Source organism: Clostridium chrysemydis (assembly GCF_015234215.1).
Lineage (GTDB): Bacteria > Bacillota > Clostridia > Clostridiales > Clostridiaceae > Clostridium > Clostridium chrysemydis.
This window is the reverse complement of the sequence record NZ_JADEKP010000001.1, coordinates 469,204-487,485: the sequence shown is the minus strand read 5'-3', so window position 1 is coordinate 487,485 and position 18,282 is coordinate 469,204. Positions and strand designations below refer to the sequence as shown.

At 26.7% G+C, this 18,282-nt stretch carries 22 protein-coding genes; 8 read left to right on the top strand and 14 right to left on the bottom strand.

Translation table 11 applies throughout. The features are described 5' to 3' along the window. Positions 1–24: 24 nt before the first annotated feature. On the top strand, positions 25–735 hold the full coding sequence (locus tag INR60_RS02400) for a DUF554 domain-containing protein (protein ID WP_194189877.1): 711 nt from the start codon (positions 25–27) through the stop codon (positions 733–735). A gap of 28 nt (positions 736–763) precedes the next feature. Here INR60_RS02400 and INR60_RS02395 read toward each other — a convergent pair whose 3' ends face one another. Beyond that, positions 764–1,603: a hypothetical protein gene (locus INR60_RS02395; RefSeq protein WP_194189876.1), complete on the bottom strand. Its 840-nt coding sequence runs from the start codon at positions 1,601–1,603 to the stop codon at positions 764–766. Positions 1,604–1,851: 248 nt separating this feature from the next. Between INR60_RS02395 and INR60_RS02390 the strand changes: the two genes are divergently transcribed. Continuing rightward, complete coding sequence (locus INR60_RS02390) at positions 1,852–2,310, top strand: GNAT family N-acetyltransferase (protein WP_194189875.1); 459 nt, start codon at positions 1,852–1,854, stop codon at positions 2,308–2,310. Positions 2,311–2,326: 16 nt separating this feature from the next. Here INR60_RS02390 and INR60_RS02385 read toward each other — a convergent pair whose 3' ends face one another. The 6 genes from INR60_RS02385 to INR60_RS02365 form a co-directional block, all read right to left on the bottom strand. Beyond that, the gene (locus INR60_RS02385) at positions 2,327–3,271 is read right to left on the bottom strand and encodes an alpha/beta hydrolase (RefSeq protein ID WP_338014996.1); all 945 of its coding nucleotides are present in this window, start codon (positions 3,269–3,271) and stop codon (positions 2,327–2,329) included. Between the two features lie 3 nt (positions 3,272–3,274). Then, complete coding sequence (locus INR60_RS17485) at positions 3,275–3,592, bottom strand: ROK family protein (RefSeq protein WP_420797481.1); 318 nt, start codon at positions 3,590–3,592, stop codon at positions 3,275–3,277. A gap of 62 nt (positions 3,593–3,654) precedes the next feature. Next, positions 3,655–4,170, bottom strand: coding sequence for an ROK family protein (locus tag INR60_RS17480; protein ID WP_194189874.1), 516 nt, complete (start codon positions 4,168–4,170; stop codon positions 3,655–3,657). A gap of 169 nt (positions 4,171–4,339) precedes the next feature. Then, on the bottom strand, positions 4,340–5,170 hold the full coding sequence (locus INR60_RS02375; RefSeq protein WP_194189873.1) for a DUF4037 domain-containing protein: 831 nt from the start codon (positions 5,168–5,170) through the stop codon (positions 4,340–4,342). A 17-nt stretch (positions 5,171–5,187) separates the two neighbouring features. Further along, positions 5,188–5,931 carry a hypothetical protein gene (locus tag INR60_RS02370; protein ID WP_194189872.1) on the bottom strand — a complete coding sequence of 248 codons (744 nt, stop codon included), beginning with the start codon at positions 5,929–5,931 and terminating at the stop codon, positions 5,188–5,190. A gap of 79 nt (positions 5,932–6,010) precedes the next feature. Beyond that, positions 6,011–6,544, bottom strand: coding sequence for a GNAT family N-acetyltransferase (locus tag INR60_RS02365; protein ID WP_194189871.1), 534 nt, complete (start codon positions 6,542–6,544; stop codon positions 6,011–6,013). 138 nt (positions 6,545–6,682) lie between these two features. On the opposite strand from INR60_RS02365, the gene INR60_RS02360 reads away from it, so the two are divergent. Next, positions 6,683–7,207, top strand: coding sequence for a ferritin family protein (locus tag INR60_RS02360; RefSeq protein ID WP_194189870.1), 525 nt, complete (start codon positions 6,683–6,685; stop codon positions 7,205–7,207). Positions 7,208–7,235: 28 nt separating this feature from the next. On the opposite strand, the gene INR60_RS02355 is transcribed toward INR60_RS02360, so the two are convergent. Continuing rightward, positions 7,236–8,099 carry an HAD family hydrolase gene (locus tag INR60_RS02355; RefSeq protein WP_194189869.1) on the bottom strand — a complete coding sequence of 288 codons (864 nt, stop codon included), beginning with the start codon at positions 8,097–8,099 and terminating at the stop codon, positions 7,236–7,238. 127 nt (positions 8,100–8,226) lie between these two features. Here INR60_RS02355 and INR60_RS17475 point away from each other — a divergent pair, with 127 nt between their 5' ends. The 3 genes from INR60_RS17475 (at position 8,227) to INR60_RS02345 (ending at position 9,436) form a co-directional block, all read left to right on the top strand. Then, on the top strand, positions 8,227–8,352 hold the full coding sequence (locus tag INR60_RS17475; RefSeq protein WP_274380424.1) for a hypothetical protein: 126 nt from the start codon (positions 8,227–8,229) through the stop codon (positions 8,350–8,352). Between the two features lie 63 nt (positions 8,353–8,415). Then, positions 8,416–8,694: a CD3324 family protein gene (locus INR60_RS02350; protein ID WP_194189868.1), complete on the top strand. Its 279-nt coding sequence runs from the start codon at positions 8,416–8,418 to the stop codon at positions 8,692–8,694. A gap of 85 nt (positions 8,695–8,779) precedes the next feature. Next, on the top strand, positions 8,780–9,436 hold the full coding sequence (locus INR60_RS02345; protein ID WP_194189867.1) for an FBP domain-containing protein: 657 nt from the start codon (positions 8,780–8,782) through the stop codon (positions 9,434–9,436). Positions 9,437–9,464: 28 nt separating this feature from the next. On the opposite strand, the gene INR60_RS02340 is transcribed toward INR60_RS02345, so the two are convergent. Further along, on the bottom strand, positions 9,465–10,097 hold the full coding sequence (locus tag INR60_RS02340) for a DUF1847 domain-containing protein (RefSeq protein ID WP_194189866.1): 633 nt from the start codon (positions 10,095–10,097) through the stop codon (positions 9,465–9,467). A 17-nt stretch (positions 10,098–10,114) separates the two neighbouring features. After that, positions 10,115–10,903 (bottom strand): sulfite exporter TauE/SafE family protein, encoded by a 789-nt coding sequence (locus INR60_RS02335; RefSeq protein WP_194189865.1) that lies wholly within the window; start codon positions 10,901–10,903, stop codon positions 10,115–10,117. A gap of 427 nt (positions 10,904–11,330) precedes the next feature. Between INR60_RS02335 and INR60_RS02330 the strand changes: the two genes are divergently transcribed. After that, entirely contained in the window at positions 11,331–11,552 is a 222-nt protein-coding gene (locus tag INR60_RS02330; protein WP_207729519.1) for a DUF3955 domain-containing protein, read from the top strand. A gap of 17 nt (positions 11,553–11,569) precedes the next feature. On the opposite strand, the gene INR60_RS02325 is transcribed toward INR60_RS02330, so the two are convergent. The 3 genes from INR60_RS02325 to relB form a co-directional block, all read right to left on the bottom strand. Beyond that, a complete protein-coding gene (locus INR60_RS02325; RefSeq protein WP_194189864.1) occupies positions 11,570–13,456 on the bottom strand; it encodes an endonuclease MutS2 in 1,887 nt (628 codons plus the stop codon). 317 nt (positions 13,457–13,773) lie between these two features. After that, on the bottom strand, positions 13,774–14,328 hold the full coding sequence (locus INR60_RS02320; RefSeq protein ID WP_194189863.1) for a sugar O-acetyltransferase: 555 nt from the start codon (positions 14,326–14,328) through the stop codon (positions 13,774–13,776). 37 nt (positions 14,329–14,365) lie between these two features. Then, complete coding sequence (gene relB / locus INR60_RS02315) at positions 14,366–14,923, bottom strand: type II toxin-antitoxin system RelB family anti-toxin (protein ID WP_194189862.1); 558 nt, start codon at positions 14,921–14,923, stop codon at positions 14,366–14,368. 122 nt (positions 14,924–15,045) lie between these two features. Between relB and INR60_RS02310 the strand changes: the two genes are divergently transcribed. Next, positions 15,046–15,939 carry a DMT family transporter gene (locus INR60_RS02310; RefSeq protein WP_194189861.1) on the top strand — a complete coding sequence of 298 codons (894 nt, stop codon included), beginning with the start codon at positions 15,046–15,048 and terminating at the stop codon, positions 15,937–15,939. A gap of 42 nt (positions 15,940–15,981) precedes the next feature. Here the strand turns inward: INR60_RS02310 and INR60_RS02305 are convergent, their stop codons facing one another. Next, a complete protein-coding gene (locus tag INR60_RS02305; protein WP_194189860.1) occupies positions 15,982–18,282 on the bottom strand; it encodes a glycoside hydrolase in 2,301 nt (766 codons plus the stop codon).

The window sequence follows — 18,282 nt, the reverse complement described above, 5'->3', positions numbered from 1 at the left end:
ATATACTTAAAGGAGGAGATTTTTATGCTGGGAACTATAATAAATACATTAGCGATTGTTTTAGGTAGCTTAGTCGGATTATTTATTAAAGGAGGAATATCAAATAAAATAAGTGACACTATAATGAAGGGGATTGCACTTTGCGTTTTTTATATAGGAGTTAGCGGTTCTTTAAAGGGAGAGAATACTTTAATTACTATAATCTGCATTGCAGTTGGGTCTTTGATTGGAGAAGCTATAGATATTGATAAAAGATTAAAATCTCTTGGAAATTTTATTGAATCAAAAGTCTCTTCAAAATCAAAACTTTCATCTTCTTTAGAAACTTCTAAATTTTCTGTTTCAAAAGCCTTCGTTTCATCTAGTCTTTTATTTTGCGTTGGTGCTATGGCTATAGTAGGTTCTTTAGAAAGTGGCCTTTTAAAAGATTATGATACACTTTTAGCAAAATCTGTTTTAGACGGTATTTCTGCTATTATATTTTCTGCAACTCTTGGGATAGGTGTTATTTTTTCTTCTATAGCAGTTTTTATCTACCAAGGAACTATCACTTTATGTGCATCCTTTTTATCTTCTCTTTTAAGCCAAGCTGTTATTACTTCTATGACTGCAATAGGTAGTCTTTTAATAATAGGTCTTAGCTTTGATATGCTTGAAATTTCTAAAATTAAAGTCTCTAATATGCTCCCTTCAGTATTTCTTCCTATATTGCTTGGACTTTTTGGACTAATATAAAAAACGTATCAAAAAGATACGTTTTTTATTAAAGCGCTGAATTTTCTAATATTTTATCATTTATATCGCTAAAAAATAACCCTTCCTTAGTTCCTATAGGTGATAGATAAAAATAATCTTTATTTTTATAATTATAAGAAACTAAAATATTATAATAAAAATTTATATAACTTTTGTCCTTAGGAGAAATATCAAGCTTATAACCTCTTCCTTCTGAATTACCTTTTATATTTTCTCTTTTAAAATCACTTTTCAAATTAAAGTATTCACTATCTAAAATTAGATTATTAATAGTAATATCATCACCCTTTAAATTATGAACTTTAAGACTCGATAAATCATCTTTTGAAATTATTATAGAATTTTCTATATCGATATTTTTAGAGTCTCCTTCTTCAAGATTACTTAAATTTAAATCTTTGTTAACTAATTTTCCAAAGTTTAAATCTATACTTCCTCCATCTTTTAAAACTATATTAATATTCTCAGATACTAAATCTTCACTTAATAAATTTAAATTTATAGATATAGAAGATAAAATATATTTTTCTGTTTCTACCTTTTTTAAAGTATCTATCTTCTCTACTTTTATATTTTCATTATCAAAAGTGATATCTTCTCTATTATCTTTTAGCTTATCTTTTATTTCTTTTGGATAAAAATACATTATTTCAAGTTCTGTGAACGCTTCTTTATCTTTAACTTTCTTTTTAGAATAATTATTCACATTTAATGTTTTTATAACTTTAAATTCTTTCTTAAAAACATCTAAATCATCTTTTCTTAAGCCATTCCCCTTCTCTTTAAAATTAATAAAAGTAATAAATATTACCATTAAAATCAGTACCCCCGCTATAATTTTTTTCATAAAATGCCCCCAAATTTTTACTATAATTTAATTATACTTTATAAAATTTATACAAGCTATTGCATTTTTATTAATCAAATGATATTATTTAATCAATAAAATAATAGGATGCTTGTTCTTATCCCCGGGTAAGAACTTTAGATAAGCACTGAATCTTATTCCACTAGGGCCTTATTAAATAAGGAGGAATGAGATTCAGTGCTTTTTGTTTAATCCTATTAAATTTTATAATTTTGGAGGTTATGCAAATGAAATGGGAATTAAAAAAATTCGAAAATTTAAGTGCTTTAGAGGTATATAATATACTCTCTTTAAGAAATGAAGTATTTATAGTAGAACAAGAATGTCCTTACCAAGATTGTGATTTTAAGGATTTAAAGTCTTTTCATTTATTTTTGAAAGATGATGATAAAATAATAGCTTACCTTAGAATATTAGAAAGGGGCATATCTTATGATGAAGTTTCTATAGGAAGGGTTATAGTAAAAGAAGCTTATAGAAAAGGCGGGATTTCTAGAGATATGATGACAAAAGCTATAAAATTTATTACAGAAGAACTTAATGAAAACACTATAAAAATCCAAGCACAAGCTTATTTAATAAATTTTTATAAAAGCTTAGGTTTTAAAGAGGTATCAGAAATTTATTTAGAAGATAATATTCCTCATATTGATATGATTTATAGACATAAAGAAAAGGTATTTTAAATACCTTTTCTTTATATTATTTACTATTTTCTAATATAAACTTTCCAATTTCTATAGCACAATCCTCACTTTGAGGATAATATCCTATATTATCTCCGTAAGCATGCCCAAGACCTTTATATAAAATAGTCTTAGTGTAAATACCTTCTCTATTAAGTTTCACTGCATAAGCTAAGCTCTCTACCTTTAAATAATCATGTTCACCTACTGTTATAAATGTTTTTGGTAACCCTTTAACATCTCCTGAATAAGGATTTAAATAATGATTAGTTTTATCTACCTCTACTCCTAAAATATCACTTAAACCCAAACTAAGATTATCAAACATATAAAGCATAGTTTCTATGCCCTTTTTATACTTAGGTGAAATTTCATATTCGTCTATACTCCATTTAAATAAATCATCTTCGAATTTTGCCATATTTAAAGTAGGATATAAAAGTAATTGTCCCTTTACCATTCCTTTATTTAATTCACGGTCCTTAAGTGAACAATAATGAGCTAAATTTCCTCCTGCACTATCCCCGCAAACAAAAATATTATCCTTATCTCCTCCAAGCTTTGAGCAATTATTATAAACCCACTCTAATCCACAAAAACAATCTTTATGTCCTGTTGGATATTTATTTTCAGGTGCCAATCTATAATCTACTGAAACTGCAATAATATTTGTATTATCTACAATTACTTTAATTAACTCCTCAACAACATCTAATGAACCTCCAAAAAATCCTCCACCGTGTATATAATAAAGTATCTGTGAGTTTTCTTTATAATCTTCTCTTTTATATATCCTTAAATTAATATAGGTTCCATCAAAAGATTTAAATTTATCATTATTTATAATTATTTTATTATTAACTATAGGTCTACTTTTTATTTCATTAAACATTTTTCTAAGTTTCTCTATAGATTTTTTTGAATAACTCTTTTGAATATTTTCTTCCCATAACCTCTCCACTCCTTACTCAAAACCATATTGAATATAATAATTATATAAAGCACCAATTAAATTAGAATCATTAAAATATTTACAAGTATCTATATTTGCTTTAGGTATATCAAAAGGTATTACCTTATAAATATCATCTAATTTTTCCTTAATCTTTTCTAGTAATATAGGTTGCTTTGAAATTCCACCTCCTATAAGAATTTTCTCTGGATCTAAAATACATTGAATATTATATATACCTCTTGCTAAATTCATAGTAAACTTATCAAAAGCTTTTATAGCTTTTTCATCATTTTTCTTAATCATTTCAAATACATCTTTTCCATTTATACTGTCTTTATCTATTCCCTTTTCTTTTGCTACTTCTAAAATAAGTGCCTGTGTACTAGCCTTTAGAGCAAAGACGTCTTCAAATCCTTTTTTTGATCTTCTCCTAAAATAAAAGAAAATTCTCCTGCAAAAAAGTGACTTCCCTTATGAATCTTTTTATCTTTAATTATTCCTCCCCCAACTCCTGTTCCAAGAATTAAAACTACGCCGTCAGAGCAATTAGATAAATTTCCTTTAAATGCCTCTGCAAGTGCTGCACTCTTACCGTCATTTTCAACTGAGACAGGGATATCTATTAGTTTATTTATTTCTTTTATGATGTTAATGTTAGCATTATAAAGTATTGCACCTGGTTGATATATCTGCCCATTCTTTGAATCTATATTGCCAGGCATACTTAAGGCTATTCCATCAACTTCTTCCTCATGTTTTTTATAAATTTTTAAAATAGTGTTTATCAAACTATTTAAACTATCTAAAGGAGTCTTTTCCTCTCCTTTTTTTAATATATTAAAATCTTTATCCATCAAGGCATATTTTATTGCGCTTCCTCCAATATCTAAAACTAGTTTCTCCATAGTCCTCCCCCTTTTATTTTCTCTTTATAAAGCAAAAGACCTCAATTACTGAAAGGCTTTGCTTTCAGCAACTAAGGTCACGCCTGATAAAAATTCAGTAACGATCAGTATATAATTCTAATCATATATTATCACTTATTGTAAACGTTGTAAATATTCTATTTAAATTTTATTCACTCTTCTCTTTACTGTAATTTGATTTTTCAAAATCTTTATAAATACTTTTTACTAAATCGTTCATACCATTTGATAAATCTTTTACAGTTTTAATAGCTTCTTCTTTACTAAGGTTTTGAGCGTTTAATAACTTAGTTATTAATTCTTTAGAGTTTTCTGGCTTTATTTTAAACTTTTCAATCCAAGGTAAAAGTCTCTTTTCTCCAGGATGAAACTCTTCATTTAATGAAAATAAAATATCAAAATAAATTGCTAAATACTCAGTTATCCTATGATTTATAGAAATTATATCCCCTCTTTTTATAGCCTTAATAATTTGATAAGAAAGAGATGGCATTTGATTATCTAAAAGTTTTATATTATTTAAAACTATACTTTCTTTTAATTCTTTAGGATAAAAATTATATTTTTCTCTGTAGTCTTTTATTATATTATTTTTATCATAAAGAACCTTCGAAGTTAAAATATTATGAACCATACAAGTTGAATAACCAAATGAAGATTTAAACTTTTCAAATGTATTTATGAAATTATCTTCTAAAAAATTTAAATCTCTATAGATAAGTTCAACTTCTTTTCCATTTATTAAAATTCCATCATCCTCTTCTTCAAAAAATTTATTAGATACTTCTACGTACTTAAAATATTTTTTAAGTATTTCTCTTCTCGCTTCTACCTCTATATAATTGCTGTAATAAACATATACATCATAATCTGATAGCGCGTCCTCTTTATTTAATGCCTTTGAACCTCCAAGCATTATAAGTTCTACTTCTTCTAAAGATTTTAAATCCTCTATTAATTCTTTAAAATAATCTCTCATAAAATTTCCCCTTTTCATTATTTAAATTTATTTAATATAAACTTTGTCATATCATCTTTATTTTTATTTAACTCATTTAACCTATTAACGTTTGCACCTGATGGGTGAGGGAACCCTTTTAAAATTTGTTCTTCTTTTATATATCCTTCTTCGCTCAACTTAATTAAAACTTCTAAAACAGCTTTGCCAAGAGGTATTATAATCGCTTTATCAAATTTTTCTATGGTTTTTATCTCCTCTATAAAGATATCGTATACATACTTCATTAAAAACTCGCTCTTTATTAAGCTTGGAGTGTACCCTGTATAATTTTTATCTTTAATAAATACAGGATAAGATACTAAAGCCGTTGTGTGAATAAGATAGTCCTTATCTAAAAATAACTCACTGCAAGAATCAATATTTAAAGCTTTATTTAAACTTATTATATCTAACATAGATATAGTATTTTTTCTTAAAGGCCCACTAAATCTTCCTTTTTCTTTGCATCTATATTTAATTTCTTCTAAATCTAAATTCTTATTTAAATCATATCTCGCCTCTATAAATGCATTATTCATTTGATTAAAGCCAGGTGTTATTCCAACTATAATAACTTTAGCCTTTTTATTTATATATTCATTATGAGGTGCATAATAAACTTTTATATTACCTTTTTCATCTATTAGAAAATCTTCTATTAAAAGATCTTCTTTAGTGTACTTATCTTTTAAAGGTAACTTAAGTATTTTATCTTTAAAATCTAATATTGTCTTTTTCATAAGCTTTCTTCCTTTTTACTTTTTAATATAACTAACTAAAATTAAGCTTTAAGAACATAATCCTAAAGCTTAATTTTAATTAATTTTTATAATCTTCTTTAAATAGAGCCATCAATATCTCATCGTAATATTTTCCTTCTCTATAGATTTCTTTTTTTAAAACCCCTTCTTCTTTAAACCCTAAAGATTTATAACATCTTATAGCTCGGTCGTTAAAGCTATATGCCGCAAGTTTAATTTTTTCTAAATTGCATTCTTCAAATATGAATTTTATTAAAACCTTTAAAGCATCAGTTCCATATCCTTTTCCCCAAAACTTTTTATCTCCTATCATTATTCCAATTACGCAATTTCTATTTTTTATGCTACAAGAGTTTATACTAACTCCGCCTATATACTGACCTGTAACTATATCTTCAATTGCAAAATCATAAACTAAACCTTCTTTGTTTTTAGACGATTTTACCCAAGATTCTTCTTCCCATTTAGTGATTGGAAAAGGTGTATTTGGGTCAAGTAGCCTTTTAACTTCGAAGTCGTTAACAAATTCATAAGCTTTTTCTATATCTTCTTCTTTGTAGCCCCTTAATAAAACTTTTTCTCCATAATACATATTTTTACCCCCTTTTATTTTTAGAAATAATTGTATCTTTTATCTATCTTAAAGTCAATTAAATTTCTATTCTTTAATTATTTATTAACAGAATTTCTCAAATTAAATATAATATACAAAAAGTATATAGGAGGATTTATGAGTTACACTACAAATAGGCAACCTCAAGGCACATTGATAGATAAAGTTAACTTTTTAAGGGAAGGTATGATAGCTGAAATAGTTGCTATAAATGATTATAGTCATTTTATAAAGCTTACAAATAATAAAGAAATCAAAGAAATATTCCATCACATTATGGAAGAAGAAAAAGAACATTACGGTTTATTTTTAAATGCCCTTAGAAAGTATGATAAAAAGCAAGAGGAATATGAAGCTAAAGTTAAAAATCATCAGTCTCTAAATAAAAAAGATTTTTCAAAGTACTCAGATTTTTCTTTAAGTAAGACTAAAGATTCTAATTTGTTAGACTATTTAAGAGAAGCTATTAAAGGAGAACTTGAAGCTATTTCACTTTATGAATTTTTCATATCCAATATAAGTGATGACTTTTTAATAGCTCTTATAAATAAGATAATAAACGATGAAAGAGAACATATAGAAGAACTTACCCTTTGCTTAACATTTTTAGATAAAGATAAATACGGTCCTTTATCTAAATAAAAGAAGCCTCCTTTTTAGGAGGCTTCTTTTAAATTAATTTAAAATGTTTCATTGCGTTATAAAATCCATCATTATCTATATCAGAAGTAATATATGTTGCATATTTTTTAACCTCTTCTGGCGCTTGTCCCATAGCTATGCTGTTTTTAGAAAACTCTAGCATTTCAATATCGTTATAATCATCACCAATTGCAAATACATCTTCAAACTCTACATCAAAAAAGCCTAAGACAACTTCCATCCCTGCCTTTTTTGAAACATCCTTTTCAGATATCTCTCCGCCGCTAAACTTCTTACTTAAAGATAAATTAATGCATTTATATTTATCTCCTAAGTCTCTTTTTATCTTTTCGTTATCGACTAAATTTTCACCATCATATAAAACGTCAGCGCTGTAATAATGTAATTTATTTATTTCTATTTTATCTATATCTTCTATTTCAGTAGTTCCTTTATCTATAGTTTCCCTGTGTTTTAAAAGCATATCATATTCTTCTTTTGAAACTTCATTTTTATCTGGAAGTTCGAATAATCTCATGTATTTTTCTTTATGTCCTTTATTTATATAAATACTATCGTTTGCTTCCATGTTGTAGACTATATTATTATTATTAAAATACTCTACTAATTCTCTTTTGCTTTCTTCTTTCATTGGCTTTTTATATACTATTTCGTTATTAACAACTACACATCCACCAGCTGAACATATCATATTTTCAAAATTCATCTCTTTTAAAACCCCGTAGATAGAAGGAAGTGCTCTTCCTGTACTTAAAACTAGTATATGTCCATTTTCTCTTAACTTTTTAAATGCTTCCTTTGTCTTATCTGACATAAAGTGCCCCTTTACTATAGTACCATCAGCATCAAAAAATATAATTTTTCTCTTCATTTTTATCCCACCCTTAATCTTTTTTCAGTTTTATCTTAACACTTAGAGTGCACTCTAAGTCAAATATTTTAGGTAAATATTTTGTATAATATGGTATAATTACTTTTATAATCGGAGGTGTTTATTTATGAAAGTATCTAAAAATACATTCAGCTATAAATCACTTAGCTCCTTGCAAGGATTACTTAAAAGCGAAGCTACGCTTTGTATGGAGCCTAAGTTTTTAGTTAGCTTACAAAACAAAGGCTTCTAAAGCACATCGTTTTTAAGTACTCTTTTGCTTAATTTGATTTCAATTTAGCAAGGAGTAGATTTTATGAAATATATAAAAGCATTAGATGTGTTACCAAAAGAAGTTATTGAAACAATTCAAAAATATATAGATGGTGAATGTCTCTATATCCCAAGAAAAGATGATAATACAAAATCTTGGGGTGAAAAGAGCGGTATTAAAAAAGAATTAAAATACAGAAATATAGAAATTTATAAAAAGTATAAAAAGGGTTATAAAGTTAATGATTTAGCTAAAGAATACTTTTTATCTGATAAGAGTATAAGGAGAATCATAACTGAAGAAAAGAAACTTTGCTCATAAACATTTCATATCCATTTATTAGATTGAAGGATATTTTTAAAAATGATATTCTTTTTTTAGGATGTGAATTAAGGGAGTGAAATTTATGAGTCCTTTTATTAAAAAATACGAATATAACTTTGTAGCTAAATGCTTATATGACTTGAATAATGCATTTAGAAATTGTACTGATAAAAAAATAGTAGAAAGTACAAAAGCATATATAGGAAACAAAATATATGCTAAATTTGATTCTTTAAGTGAAGAAGAAAGAAAAATTCTAGATATTACAAAAATAGAAGATCCTCTACAAATAGAAGGATACTTAAAAGAAGTTAGATCTTACGTATACGGTATGAAAATTCCAAGTTCAAAAACTTTAACTAAACTCTTCAAAAAAGAGAAAAAGTTAAAATTACCTGACCTATCAGAAGATAAAACTTTAGTTTACTTAGGTTTTATAGACCCATCTATAAGAAAACTACTTATAGCTTACGATTATAACGGAACATTACTTGGAATGTCTTGTAGACTATCTGATTCTACATCAAACAATACTAACGTTTGTACACTTTGTAATCATATAGGAAAAAAAGATGAAGTTGCCTTTGTCTCACCCATATGTAAAACTTCAAGTAAAAGCTTAGATGCTTATAAATCTATAGGGTTTTATATATGTTTAGATAGTGAAAAATGTAATGATAGAATAACATCAACTGACAAATTAGAAGGTTTACTAAAAAAAGTAAATAATATAAAATAAATGCTAGAGATAAAACTCTAGCATTTTTTTAAAATTCTTCATCTAATAATTTCTTTTTATAATAACCTTCAGCACCATAGATTGCACCTAAAGGATTATTGCAAAGTACACGGTCCTTTACAGCAAATACTGTTATAGGAGCCTTTGCATGTTTTATAAATAATGTGTCATGACCTACGCATAACCCGAGTAATATATTTAAATCAACTTCATTTTTATTTAAATATAATGCCTGTGCTATAGGGTTACACATTATATCATTTTTAACGTAAGTTTCTTTTTCTTCTTGCTTTATACCTATATATCCTTTTAAATTAGCACCATTTTTACAGCCTATAGAAACTACCTCAAGGCCGTGATGTTCTAATATTTTAACAAACATCTTAGATTCATCGTGTAATCCCATACAAAATGCTACACCTATTTTTTTATAACCCATCTTTTTTGCAAATTCAACTATTTCTCGAACACGAGTCCAATTGCACTTCCCTTCACCTTCAACTAATGTCGCTTCCCTTTCGATTTTTAAATCTTCTGAAACATAAAGCTCTCTTGCTTCCTCCTGAAGTTCTAAATCTCTACTTGGACAAAGTTTCTTTGGCATTTTACTTTCTTCTTTAGTTGTACATCCTCTTGTTGGACATTTTGCACATATTGTCATATTAGTTACCTTCTTTCTTATATTTTTCCGACATATCCTACAAAGTTATATAGACTAATTAGTATTACAACTATTACAAGTGTTGTATATACCTTGTCCACTCCCTTTAAAGATAATTTTTTAGATATCATAGGTCCTATAGTTCCTCCTAAAATACCACCTGCTAACATAAATAAACAAACAGAAGGATCAAAGTCTGGAACCTTCCCTCTAAAAACTGTAAATAATAAACTTGTAAGTTGTGAAAAGAAAATAATATATATAGAGTTTAAAGCTGCAGTCTTACTATCCATTGCAAAAAATAAGAATAGTATAGCTAAGTTAATTGGACCCCCTCCAATTCCCATAAATGCAGAAGTTGACCCTAATAAAAAACCAATTATTAAACATACAGCACTATTTTCAACGCTATATATTTTAAATTTGCTTTTATTTAAAGTAAATATTAAAACTCCAATTGTAACTATTGCAAGAAGCATAGATTGTGAAGCTCCAACTACAGCTTCCTCTCCTGATGCAGTTTTTATGTAATCAAATATTAATTTACCTATTATTCCACCAATAGCTCCTCCAACTGCAAGAAGAGTACCTTTTCTTTTATCAATCTTTATATTAGAATTTCTACTTCTAAATAAGGTCATACTTGTCATTGCTAAAACAGTACAGCCTGATAAAAAACTAATTACAGAAACATTTAATGTTCCTAGGGAGTCTAAGACTGGCTTTATAATAACGCCTCCACCTATACCACTTATAGCTCCAACTATACATGATATTAAACACACAAAAAAATAAATAACACTCATATAACACCTCTAATTTTTAAATTAGTAATACTATAAATTCCTTGGCCAAGTTATTTTTTTCACAAACATATTACATATTAATTCTATCATTTACCAAAAAATATTAATAATAACATTTTTTTATCTTTATTATAAGTTTTAGCTATAAGTAAACATTTACATAAAGATTCACTATTGTTTTGCAAATATAGTAAAAAGTCAAACCATTATAAACTAAACTTTTAATTATTTATATTTATTTTTTGAAATACCTAAAATCCTAAAATTATATAAGTTATATCTATATATATTTATATCTTTAAAATAATTAGTTATATAATTCTTGCTTTTAAATTTAATCTTTCCTATTTTTATTGTTTAACAATAAAAATATATTGTTTTTTATTAAACTTGGTGTTATTATGGTTTTATAAAAGGAGTGATACAAATGAAAAAATTAATTTATCTTTCACCTTATATTTTAGGTTTGCTTTGTTTTTTAGTTAATAGTACCTCAAATTCATATGTTAATTCTGAAGGGTTTTTAATTGAACCATATTTCTTTATGATACCTTTAGGATATCTATTTATTTTTATTGGAATAATTATGACCCTTTTTAAGGCAACTACCTTTCTAATAAAAAGATTAAGAAAAAAAGTGCTAATATAAATTAGCACTTTTAATACTTACTTTAAATGTTCTTTTCTTATTTTCTTTAAAGCTTTTTTTGAACCTCTTAAGATATCTTTTTCTAGTTTTCTTTCTTCGAAACTTATAAATAATTGATTAAAATCATAATCTTTAGGATACAATTCAGAAGCTTTAATTTGTAGCTTTAACCTATTATAATTAATATTTAAATATTCTTCTTTAAAAAACACAATAACATTATTTAAGTTATCCCTTTCTTTAAAGACAATACCGCTTTCATTTTTATCTAAAAGTAAAACTTTATCTCCTATATTAAAGTCATCTATACTATTTTTTTCTCTTTCTAAGACTTTATTTTTTGGCTCTTTTATGCTTCTTAAGTTTATCTCGTATTCTTTATTTTTTATATATTTTTTTGTTTTTTCTATTATAGAATCAGGTATTCCTACCTTTTTAGAAATATATAAAGCGTTACTTTCGCCTGATACTCCAATCTTTAATTTGTATAAAGGATCTAAAGTATCTTTTTGAAATTCCATAGCTGCATTTTCAAAATGAGGATGCAAACTCGAATAGTTTTTTATTTCACCATAGTGAGTAGTTGCAACTGTAGTTGCACCTTTTAAGTATAACTCGTCTAAAATAGCTATAGCTAAAGATGCTCCTTCGTTTGGTTCAGTTCCACTTCCTATTTCATCAAATAATAATAATGTATTTTTATTTGTTTCTTTTATAATTTTAGATAAATTACTAACGTGAGAAGAAAATGTACTTAAGGCATTTTCAATACTTTGATTATCTCCAATATCTACAAATACATTATCAAACACTGAAAGCTCTGTATCTCTAGAGGCTCCTATGTGAAACCCTGATAATGTAGCTAAAGTGAGTAGTCCTATAGTTTTTAAAACTACTGTTTTCCCCCCAGCGTTTGGCCCTGTAATTATAAGACTTTTATAATTATTTCCGACTTCAAAATCTAAAGGAACTGATTCATCTATTAGAGGGTATCTCCCCTTAACAATTTTTATGAACCCATCTTTATTTAATTTTGGTTTTATTCCATTTATCTCTTTACTATATTTAGCTTTGGCAAAAATCATATCATACTCTGCTATAACTTCAATATTTATTTTAAGTTCTTTTACTTTTTCATAAATCATTTCAGTAAGTTTAGCTAAGATTTTATATTCTTCCATAGCTTCTTCTACTTTTAAAACTTCAAATTCGCTAGTATATTTAGAGATAACACTAGGCTCTATAAATACAGAGCCTCCTTTTGATGAAGTTTCAATTATAGTTCCCTCTACTTTATTTTTATAAGATGCCTTTATAGGAATAGTATATCTTCCATTTCTTAAGCTTATAAAAAATTCTCCTATAGCTTCTTTATTATTTGGGCTTTTTAAAAACTTTTCTAGTCTTTCTTTTATTTTTCCTTCACATATATCTTTGTGTCTTCTGATTTTTTTTAATTCTTTAGATGCGTTAGAACTTATACTACTTCCGATTATTGTGTTATTAATTTCCTCTTCTATATAAGAAAACTCTGTTATGTTATCTGCATATAAACTTAGCGTTTTAGCATAACCTTCTTTATTTTTCATAAAATTTTTAATTTTTCTAGAGCCTCTTAGGAAGTTAGATATCATTACTAAATCTTCTATATCTAAAGATGATCCCTTTTCCATTTTTTCTAAGAGAGGTTTTATATTAAAGATTCCATCAAAAGGTATATTATAAGATGCATCAATTAATGCTCTTCCTTCCTCAGTCTCTTCAAGCCTTCTATTTACTACTTTCAAATCTGAACTAGGTTTGATTTTTTCTACTAATTCTTTCCCTAAACCACTTACACAATATCCTTTTACTATTTCTTTTAACTCATAATAATGTAATTTATTTAATGTTTCTTTATTCATTTTTACCCTTCCTTGCTTTCCTCTTTGAGCCAAACGAAACTAAAAAATAGATTTCGATTTTAAATAAAAAAAGCTGTGGATACTCCACAGCTAAATAAACAAAATAAAGGGACTTCTCCCAATAGGTGTAGTTTCGTGGACTCGTATCTTAAATAATAATTAATTCCATCAAAACAAAAGGTATTTAAACCCCTATTTTTATAAAATTAATAAAAATTATCATTTTAGATACTATACACTCACAAAATTACCTCTCTTTTTTGAAATCTATCTTTTAGCATATTATATTATAATTTACAATATTTTAAAAGAGTAAATTATAATCTTTTAATAACTTTTGCTGGATTTCCACCAACTACTACATTATCTTCTACATCTTTAGTAACTACAGACCCTGAGGCTATTATGGAATTGTTTCCAATATTCACTCCAGGATTAATAATAGATCTTCCTCCAATCCAAACATTATCACCTATAGTTACAGGCTTTCCAAACTCAAGCCCACTCACTCTTTCTTTAGCATCTAAAGGATGCGTAGCTGTATATATATGAACTCCTGGTGCAAGTAAGCAGTTATCTCCAATTGTAACCTTACAAACATCTAAAATTACACAATCAAAGTTTGCATAAAAATTATCTCCAACTGAAATATTGCTGCCATAATCACATTTAAATGTAGGTTCTATAAATATATCTTTTCCACTATCACCTAATAACTCTTTTAAAATCTCACTTCTCTTTTCTTTTTCTGTTTCAATAGTATTATTATATTCTCTAGTTAACCTTCTAGCCTTTTCTCTTTCTAAGGATAATTCTGAATCCCCTGCAAAATAATACTCTGAATTTAACATTTTTTCTTTTTCTGTTCTCATAAAAATCTCTCCTCTTAATTAAAAATAATTAAATTAATTATTGTTTACCATAAACTATTATATTTACAAACGTACATATTTTATCAGTTTCGTTTTTATAAGTATGATTTGTATTTGCTAAAAATCTAATACAATTACCTTTTTCTAATGTTAATGGTTCTTTCCCAAAATCCATAGTAAGCATACCTTCATTTACTATTATATATTCTTCAACCAAATCTGCATGTTTAGGTGATGAATGAGTACACCCGCTTTCTAAATCAATGGTTAGAACCTCAAAATTCTTGTTTGAATCAAAAGGGAAAACCGTATAAATTTTCATAAGGTTATCAGCTTCTAAAATTGGTTCTATATCGTATTTATTTATTACTTCATAATCTATAGTCTTATTCTTCATAAAAGAAGAAAATGGTACTTTCAAACCAGTTGATATTTTCCAAAGAGTAGATACTGTTGGGTTTGATTTACCTTTTTCTATTTGTGAAATCATCCCCTTGCTAACTCCAGTCAACTCTGAAACTTCATCAAGACTTAAATTTCTCTTTTTTCTTATACTTATCAGGTTTTTACCTATTATTTTATTTAATTCATCCATAACTGCCCTCTTTGTTCAATATATTGAATATAAATCTAATATATTGAATTTATATTTATTTTATTATATACTATCTTCATAAGATAAATTATACAATACTTTAAACATAAAGGAGACTAAAATTGAAAAAAGCTTTAACCTTAGGAGTTACCGCATCATTGTTTTTCTCATTAACTTTTATTTTAAATAAAACAATGAATTTAAGTGGTGGTAATTGGATGTGGAGTTCCTCTTTAAGATTTATATTAATGCTGCCTTTACTTTCTTTGATAGTAATTAAAAACGGTAGATTTAAATTACTTTTAAAATCAATAAATAAGCATAAAACTAGCTGGCTAATTTGGAGCACTGTAGGGTTTGGTTTGTTTTATGCCCCTTTAACATTTGCCTCTAATTATGGTGAATCATGGTTAGTTGCAGGTTGCTGGCAAATTACTATTATTTTTGGAATACTTTTAACCCCAATTTTTAAAAATAAACTTCCTATTAAGAATCTTATATTCTCTTTCATTATATTAATAGGAATATTTATGATTCAATATGAAAATTCTACAAAATTGAATTTTGGACAAGTGTTTTTATCCATTTTTCCTATTTCAATTGCTGCTATTTCATACCCTCTAGGCAACAGAAAAATGATGCAAATTTGTAGTGATGACCTTTCGTCAACTGAAAGAGTTTTAGGTATGACAATTTGTAGTTTACCCTTTTGGATTTTAATGTCACTATTTGCTTATAAAGATGTTGGATTACCTAGTTCTATGCAAGTTTTTCAATCATTTTCAGTTGCAATATTCTCTGGCATTATAGCAACTATTCTATTTTTCAAGGCTACCACAATTGTAAAAGATGATCCTAAAAAATTAGCTGTAATAGAAGCTACACAATCTGGAGAAGTTATTTTTACATTGATTTTAGAAATTATATTTTTGAGCAGTACATTACCTGGGATAATTGGGTTTATTGGACTTATTCTAATTATATTTGGCATGGTTATAAATAGTATTATAAAATAAATAAGCAATAATTACATTTGTAATTATTGCTTATTTTCTAGTTTAAGGGGTATATATGGTTTTATTATTACCATCTATAATTAAAAGTGATTTAGCTTTTATGCTATCACCTGAAACATTAACATCTTTATTTGAGAAGTTAGCTATAACTTTAATATCATTTCCATACTCAGTCATTTGAACTTCTCTATTATCTGTTAAAACTTTAAAATCTGTCATTTCTTTGTTTATTACTTTTTTGCTAAAATCTGACCAAACCTTTGTGTGGTTAACTATAGTGTCTTTATTTGATTCCCACTCATTTTTATCTATATGATATAAAGGTGGTACATTAAATAAAATTTCAGAAAGCATCCTATTTTTAACATCATCTTTAAACTTTAAAGTTCCATTTCCCCACCAGTAAGTAGTTATAACTGAATCGTTATAAACTAATTTATAAAGAGGAATAGTATACTTTTCATCTAAAAATAAAGTTCTATATTTATCTTTTAGAGGAACTGGTTTTTTAAATAACTCTGGAACGCCTCCAGTATTAGAATAATATTTTCCAAAGTAATATTTACTTTCTTTATTAGATTTCATATCAGGGTCCATCCAGTTAAATGAAGGTGTATCTATACCGTGTGCAAATGCTAATGTTTTACTTGCAAAATCATTTCCACCTTCTGAACCTACTACCATATTCCAATCCTTTTCTAAATACTCCATTCTTTGAAGTCTTGCTTTTATATCTTGCTTTTCAGTTGTTATATGATTTTTTGAATAATCATCATAAACTTCACCTGTTGCATCTGTATCTAAGAACCACGAATTAAATAATAATCCTGTATTCATAATAGAAGATACTCTTTCTTTAACACTTGGCATTGCAAGAGTTGGATTTAGTTTTCTTCCTGTTCCTTGGAATCCTTCTAGTTTTTTGCCATTTTTATCTGTAACTGTTGCATTATCATATAAAGTTTTATCACTAAATTTAGCTGTATTCCATTTTTCTTCTCCTGGCTTATGGATAGAATGATATGAATCATAAGTTCCTACTAAATATCCTAAGTAGTTTGCTTCTTTTACAAAGTTTGGATTATCAAATCCTGTTTGCCAATCATCAAATCCAATCCACATATTATTAATTCCAGACTTTTTCATATCATCTATAACATCAACTGTGTTTGAGTTATTCCACTTATCAACTGGATCTACGCAATCACCTAGTTCACCTTTTAATAGCCTTTTATTAAGATCTATTATTTCTACAGGGTTTAATTTATCTATGCCTTTTTCTATATAAGTTTTACTTTGATCGTCTAAATTTTTAAATATATCTTTATTATAGAATTCTTTAAGCATTAAAACGTTTGAAATACCTGTAACTATTCTGTTTTTAGTATACTTATCTACATAATCTTCTTTGCCAAGTTCATCAAAAGCTGAAGATATATCACTGCTATCTGGCACTTTTGTCTTTAGTAAATTCTTTATCCAATCTTTAAGTTCTTTTGGCATATCTTTATTTAACTTACTCCAAACAATGTTTTCTTTAGAAATCACATTTTTATCCCAAAAATAAACAAAAGGAGCACCATAAAGCTTTTCTATGTTTTTATTTTTTTTAGCCTTCTCACTTAAAGTTTTAAATTCACCTTTTTCGATAATATAATTTTTATATGTTTTAGCTACGCTAACTGGGTTATTGTCAGTAACATATATTCTAAATCCATATTCTTTATCTTCATTAATAGTAGGGTATTCATGATTAAAATCGAAATTAAGATCACCCTTTGTATTTGCTATAAGTTTATTATTATATGGATTTTCCATTATATATAATAAAGAATATTTATCCTTATTAACTGCCAAAAACTGCATTGAGAAGTTCTCTAATGTATCTAATTCACTTTCTTTAAAATAATCCTTAAATGTTTTATCATCTTTTGGTATATTTTTTCCTTCCCCTATAGGTAGCATGTATGAATCACCACTTACTTTTGGAAAGTTAAAACTATTTTCTTTTTTAGTAGTAGATTTAATTTTTACATCTAGATAATTATCTTTTTTCTCTAAATCTACATCAATATTCTTTTTAGGATAAGACCAAGAAATCTTATCACCATCTTTTTTATAATTCTCTACATCTGTCTTTTCTAATGGATTAGATGCACTATAAGTTGAACCATCTACATTTACTTTTATACTAAAAGTATCAGGGTCTACTGAATAACTAAAATTCTTGTCATCCACTTTAGAATAATTTTTTTCTATCTTTTTATCTTCGCTTTTTGCACAACCTGCAAACACACCTATACTTGTAATTGCAATTAATACTAGCGATATTATTTTTCTCAA

Coding starts and splice junctions, on each gene's coding strand:
- INR60_RS02400 (WP_194189877.1), top strand. CDS start 25: ATGCTGGGAACTATAATAAATACATTAGCGATTGTTTTAGGTAGCTTA.
- INR60_RS02395 (WP_194189876.1), bottom strand. CDS start 1,603: ATGAAAAAAATTATAGCGGGGGTACTGATTTTAATGGTAATATTTATT.
- INR60_RS02390 (WP_194189875.1), top strand. CDS start 1,852: ATGAAATGGGAATTAAAAAAATTCGAAAATTTAAGTGCTTTAGAGGTA.
- INR60_RS17480 (WP_194189874.1), bottom strand. CDS start 4,170: ATGGAGAAACTAGTTTTAGATATTGGAGGAAGCGCAATAAAATATGCC.
- INR60_RS02375 (WP_194189873.1), bottom strand. CDS start 5,170: ATGAGAGATTATTTTAAAGAATTAATAGAGGATTTAAAATCTTTAGAA.
- INR60_RS02370 (WP_194189872.1), bottom strand. CDS start 5,931: ATGAAAAAGACAATATTAGATTTTAAAGATAAAATACTTAAGTTACCT.
- INR60_RS02365 (WP_194189871.1), bottom strand. CDS start 6,544: ATGTATTATGGAGAAAAAGTTTTATTAAGGGGCTACAAAGAAGAAGAT.
- INR60_RS02360 (WP_194189870.1), top strand. CDS start 6,683: ATGAGTTACACTACAAATAGGCAACCTCAAGGCACATTGATAGATAAA.
- INR60_RS02355 (WP_194189869.1), bottom strand. CDS start 8,099: ATGAAGAGAAAAATTATATTTTTTGATGCTGATGGTACTATAGTAAAG.
- INR60_RS17475 (WP_274380424.1), top strand. CDS start 8,227: ATGAAAGTATCTAAAAATACATTCAGCTATAAATCACTTAGCTCCTTG.
- INR60_RS02350 (WP_194189868.1), top strand. CDS start 8,416: ATGAAATATATAAAAGCATTAGATGTGTTACCAAAAGAAGTTATTGAA.
- INR60_RS02345 (WP_194189867.1), top strand. CDS start 8,780: ATGAGTCCTTTTATTAAAAAATACGAATATAACTTTGTAGCTAAATGC.
- INR60_RS02340 (WP_194189866.1), bottom strand. CDS start 10,097: ATGACAATATGTGCAAAATGTCCAACAAGAGGATGTACAACTAAAGAA.
- INR60_RS02335 (WP_194189865.1), bottom strand. CDS start 10,903: ATGAGTGTTATTTATTTTTTTGTGTGTTTAATATCATGTATAGTTGGA.
- INR60_RS02330 (WP_207729519.1), top strand. CDS start 11,331: ATGAAAAAATTAATTTATCTTTCACCTTATATTTTAGGTTTGCTTTGT.
- INR60_RS02325 (WP_194189864.1), bottom strand. CDS start 13,456: ATGAATAAAGAAACATTAAATAAATTACATTATTATGAGTTAAAAGAA.
- INR60_RS02320 (WP_194189863.1), bottom strand. CDS start 14,328: ATGAGAACAGAAAAAGAAAAAATGTTAAATTCAGAGTATTATTTTGCA.
- relB (WP_194189862.1), bottom strand. CDS start 14,923: ATGGATGAATTAAATAAAATAATAGGTAAAAACCTGATAAGTATAAGA.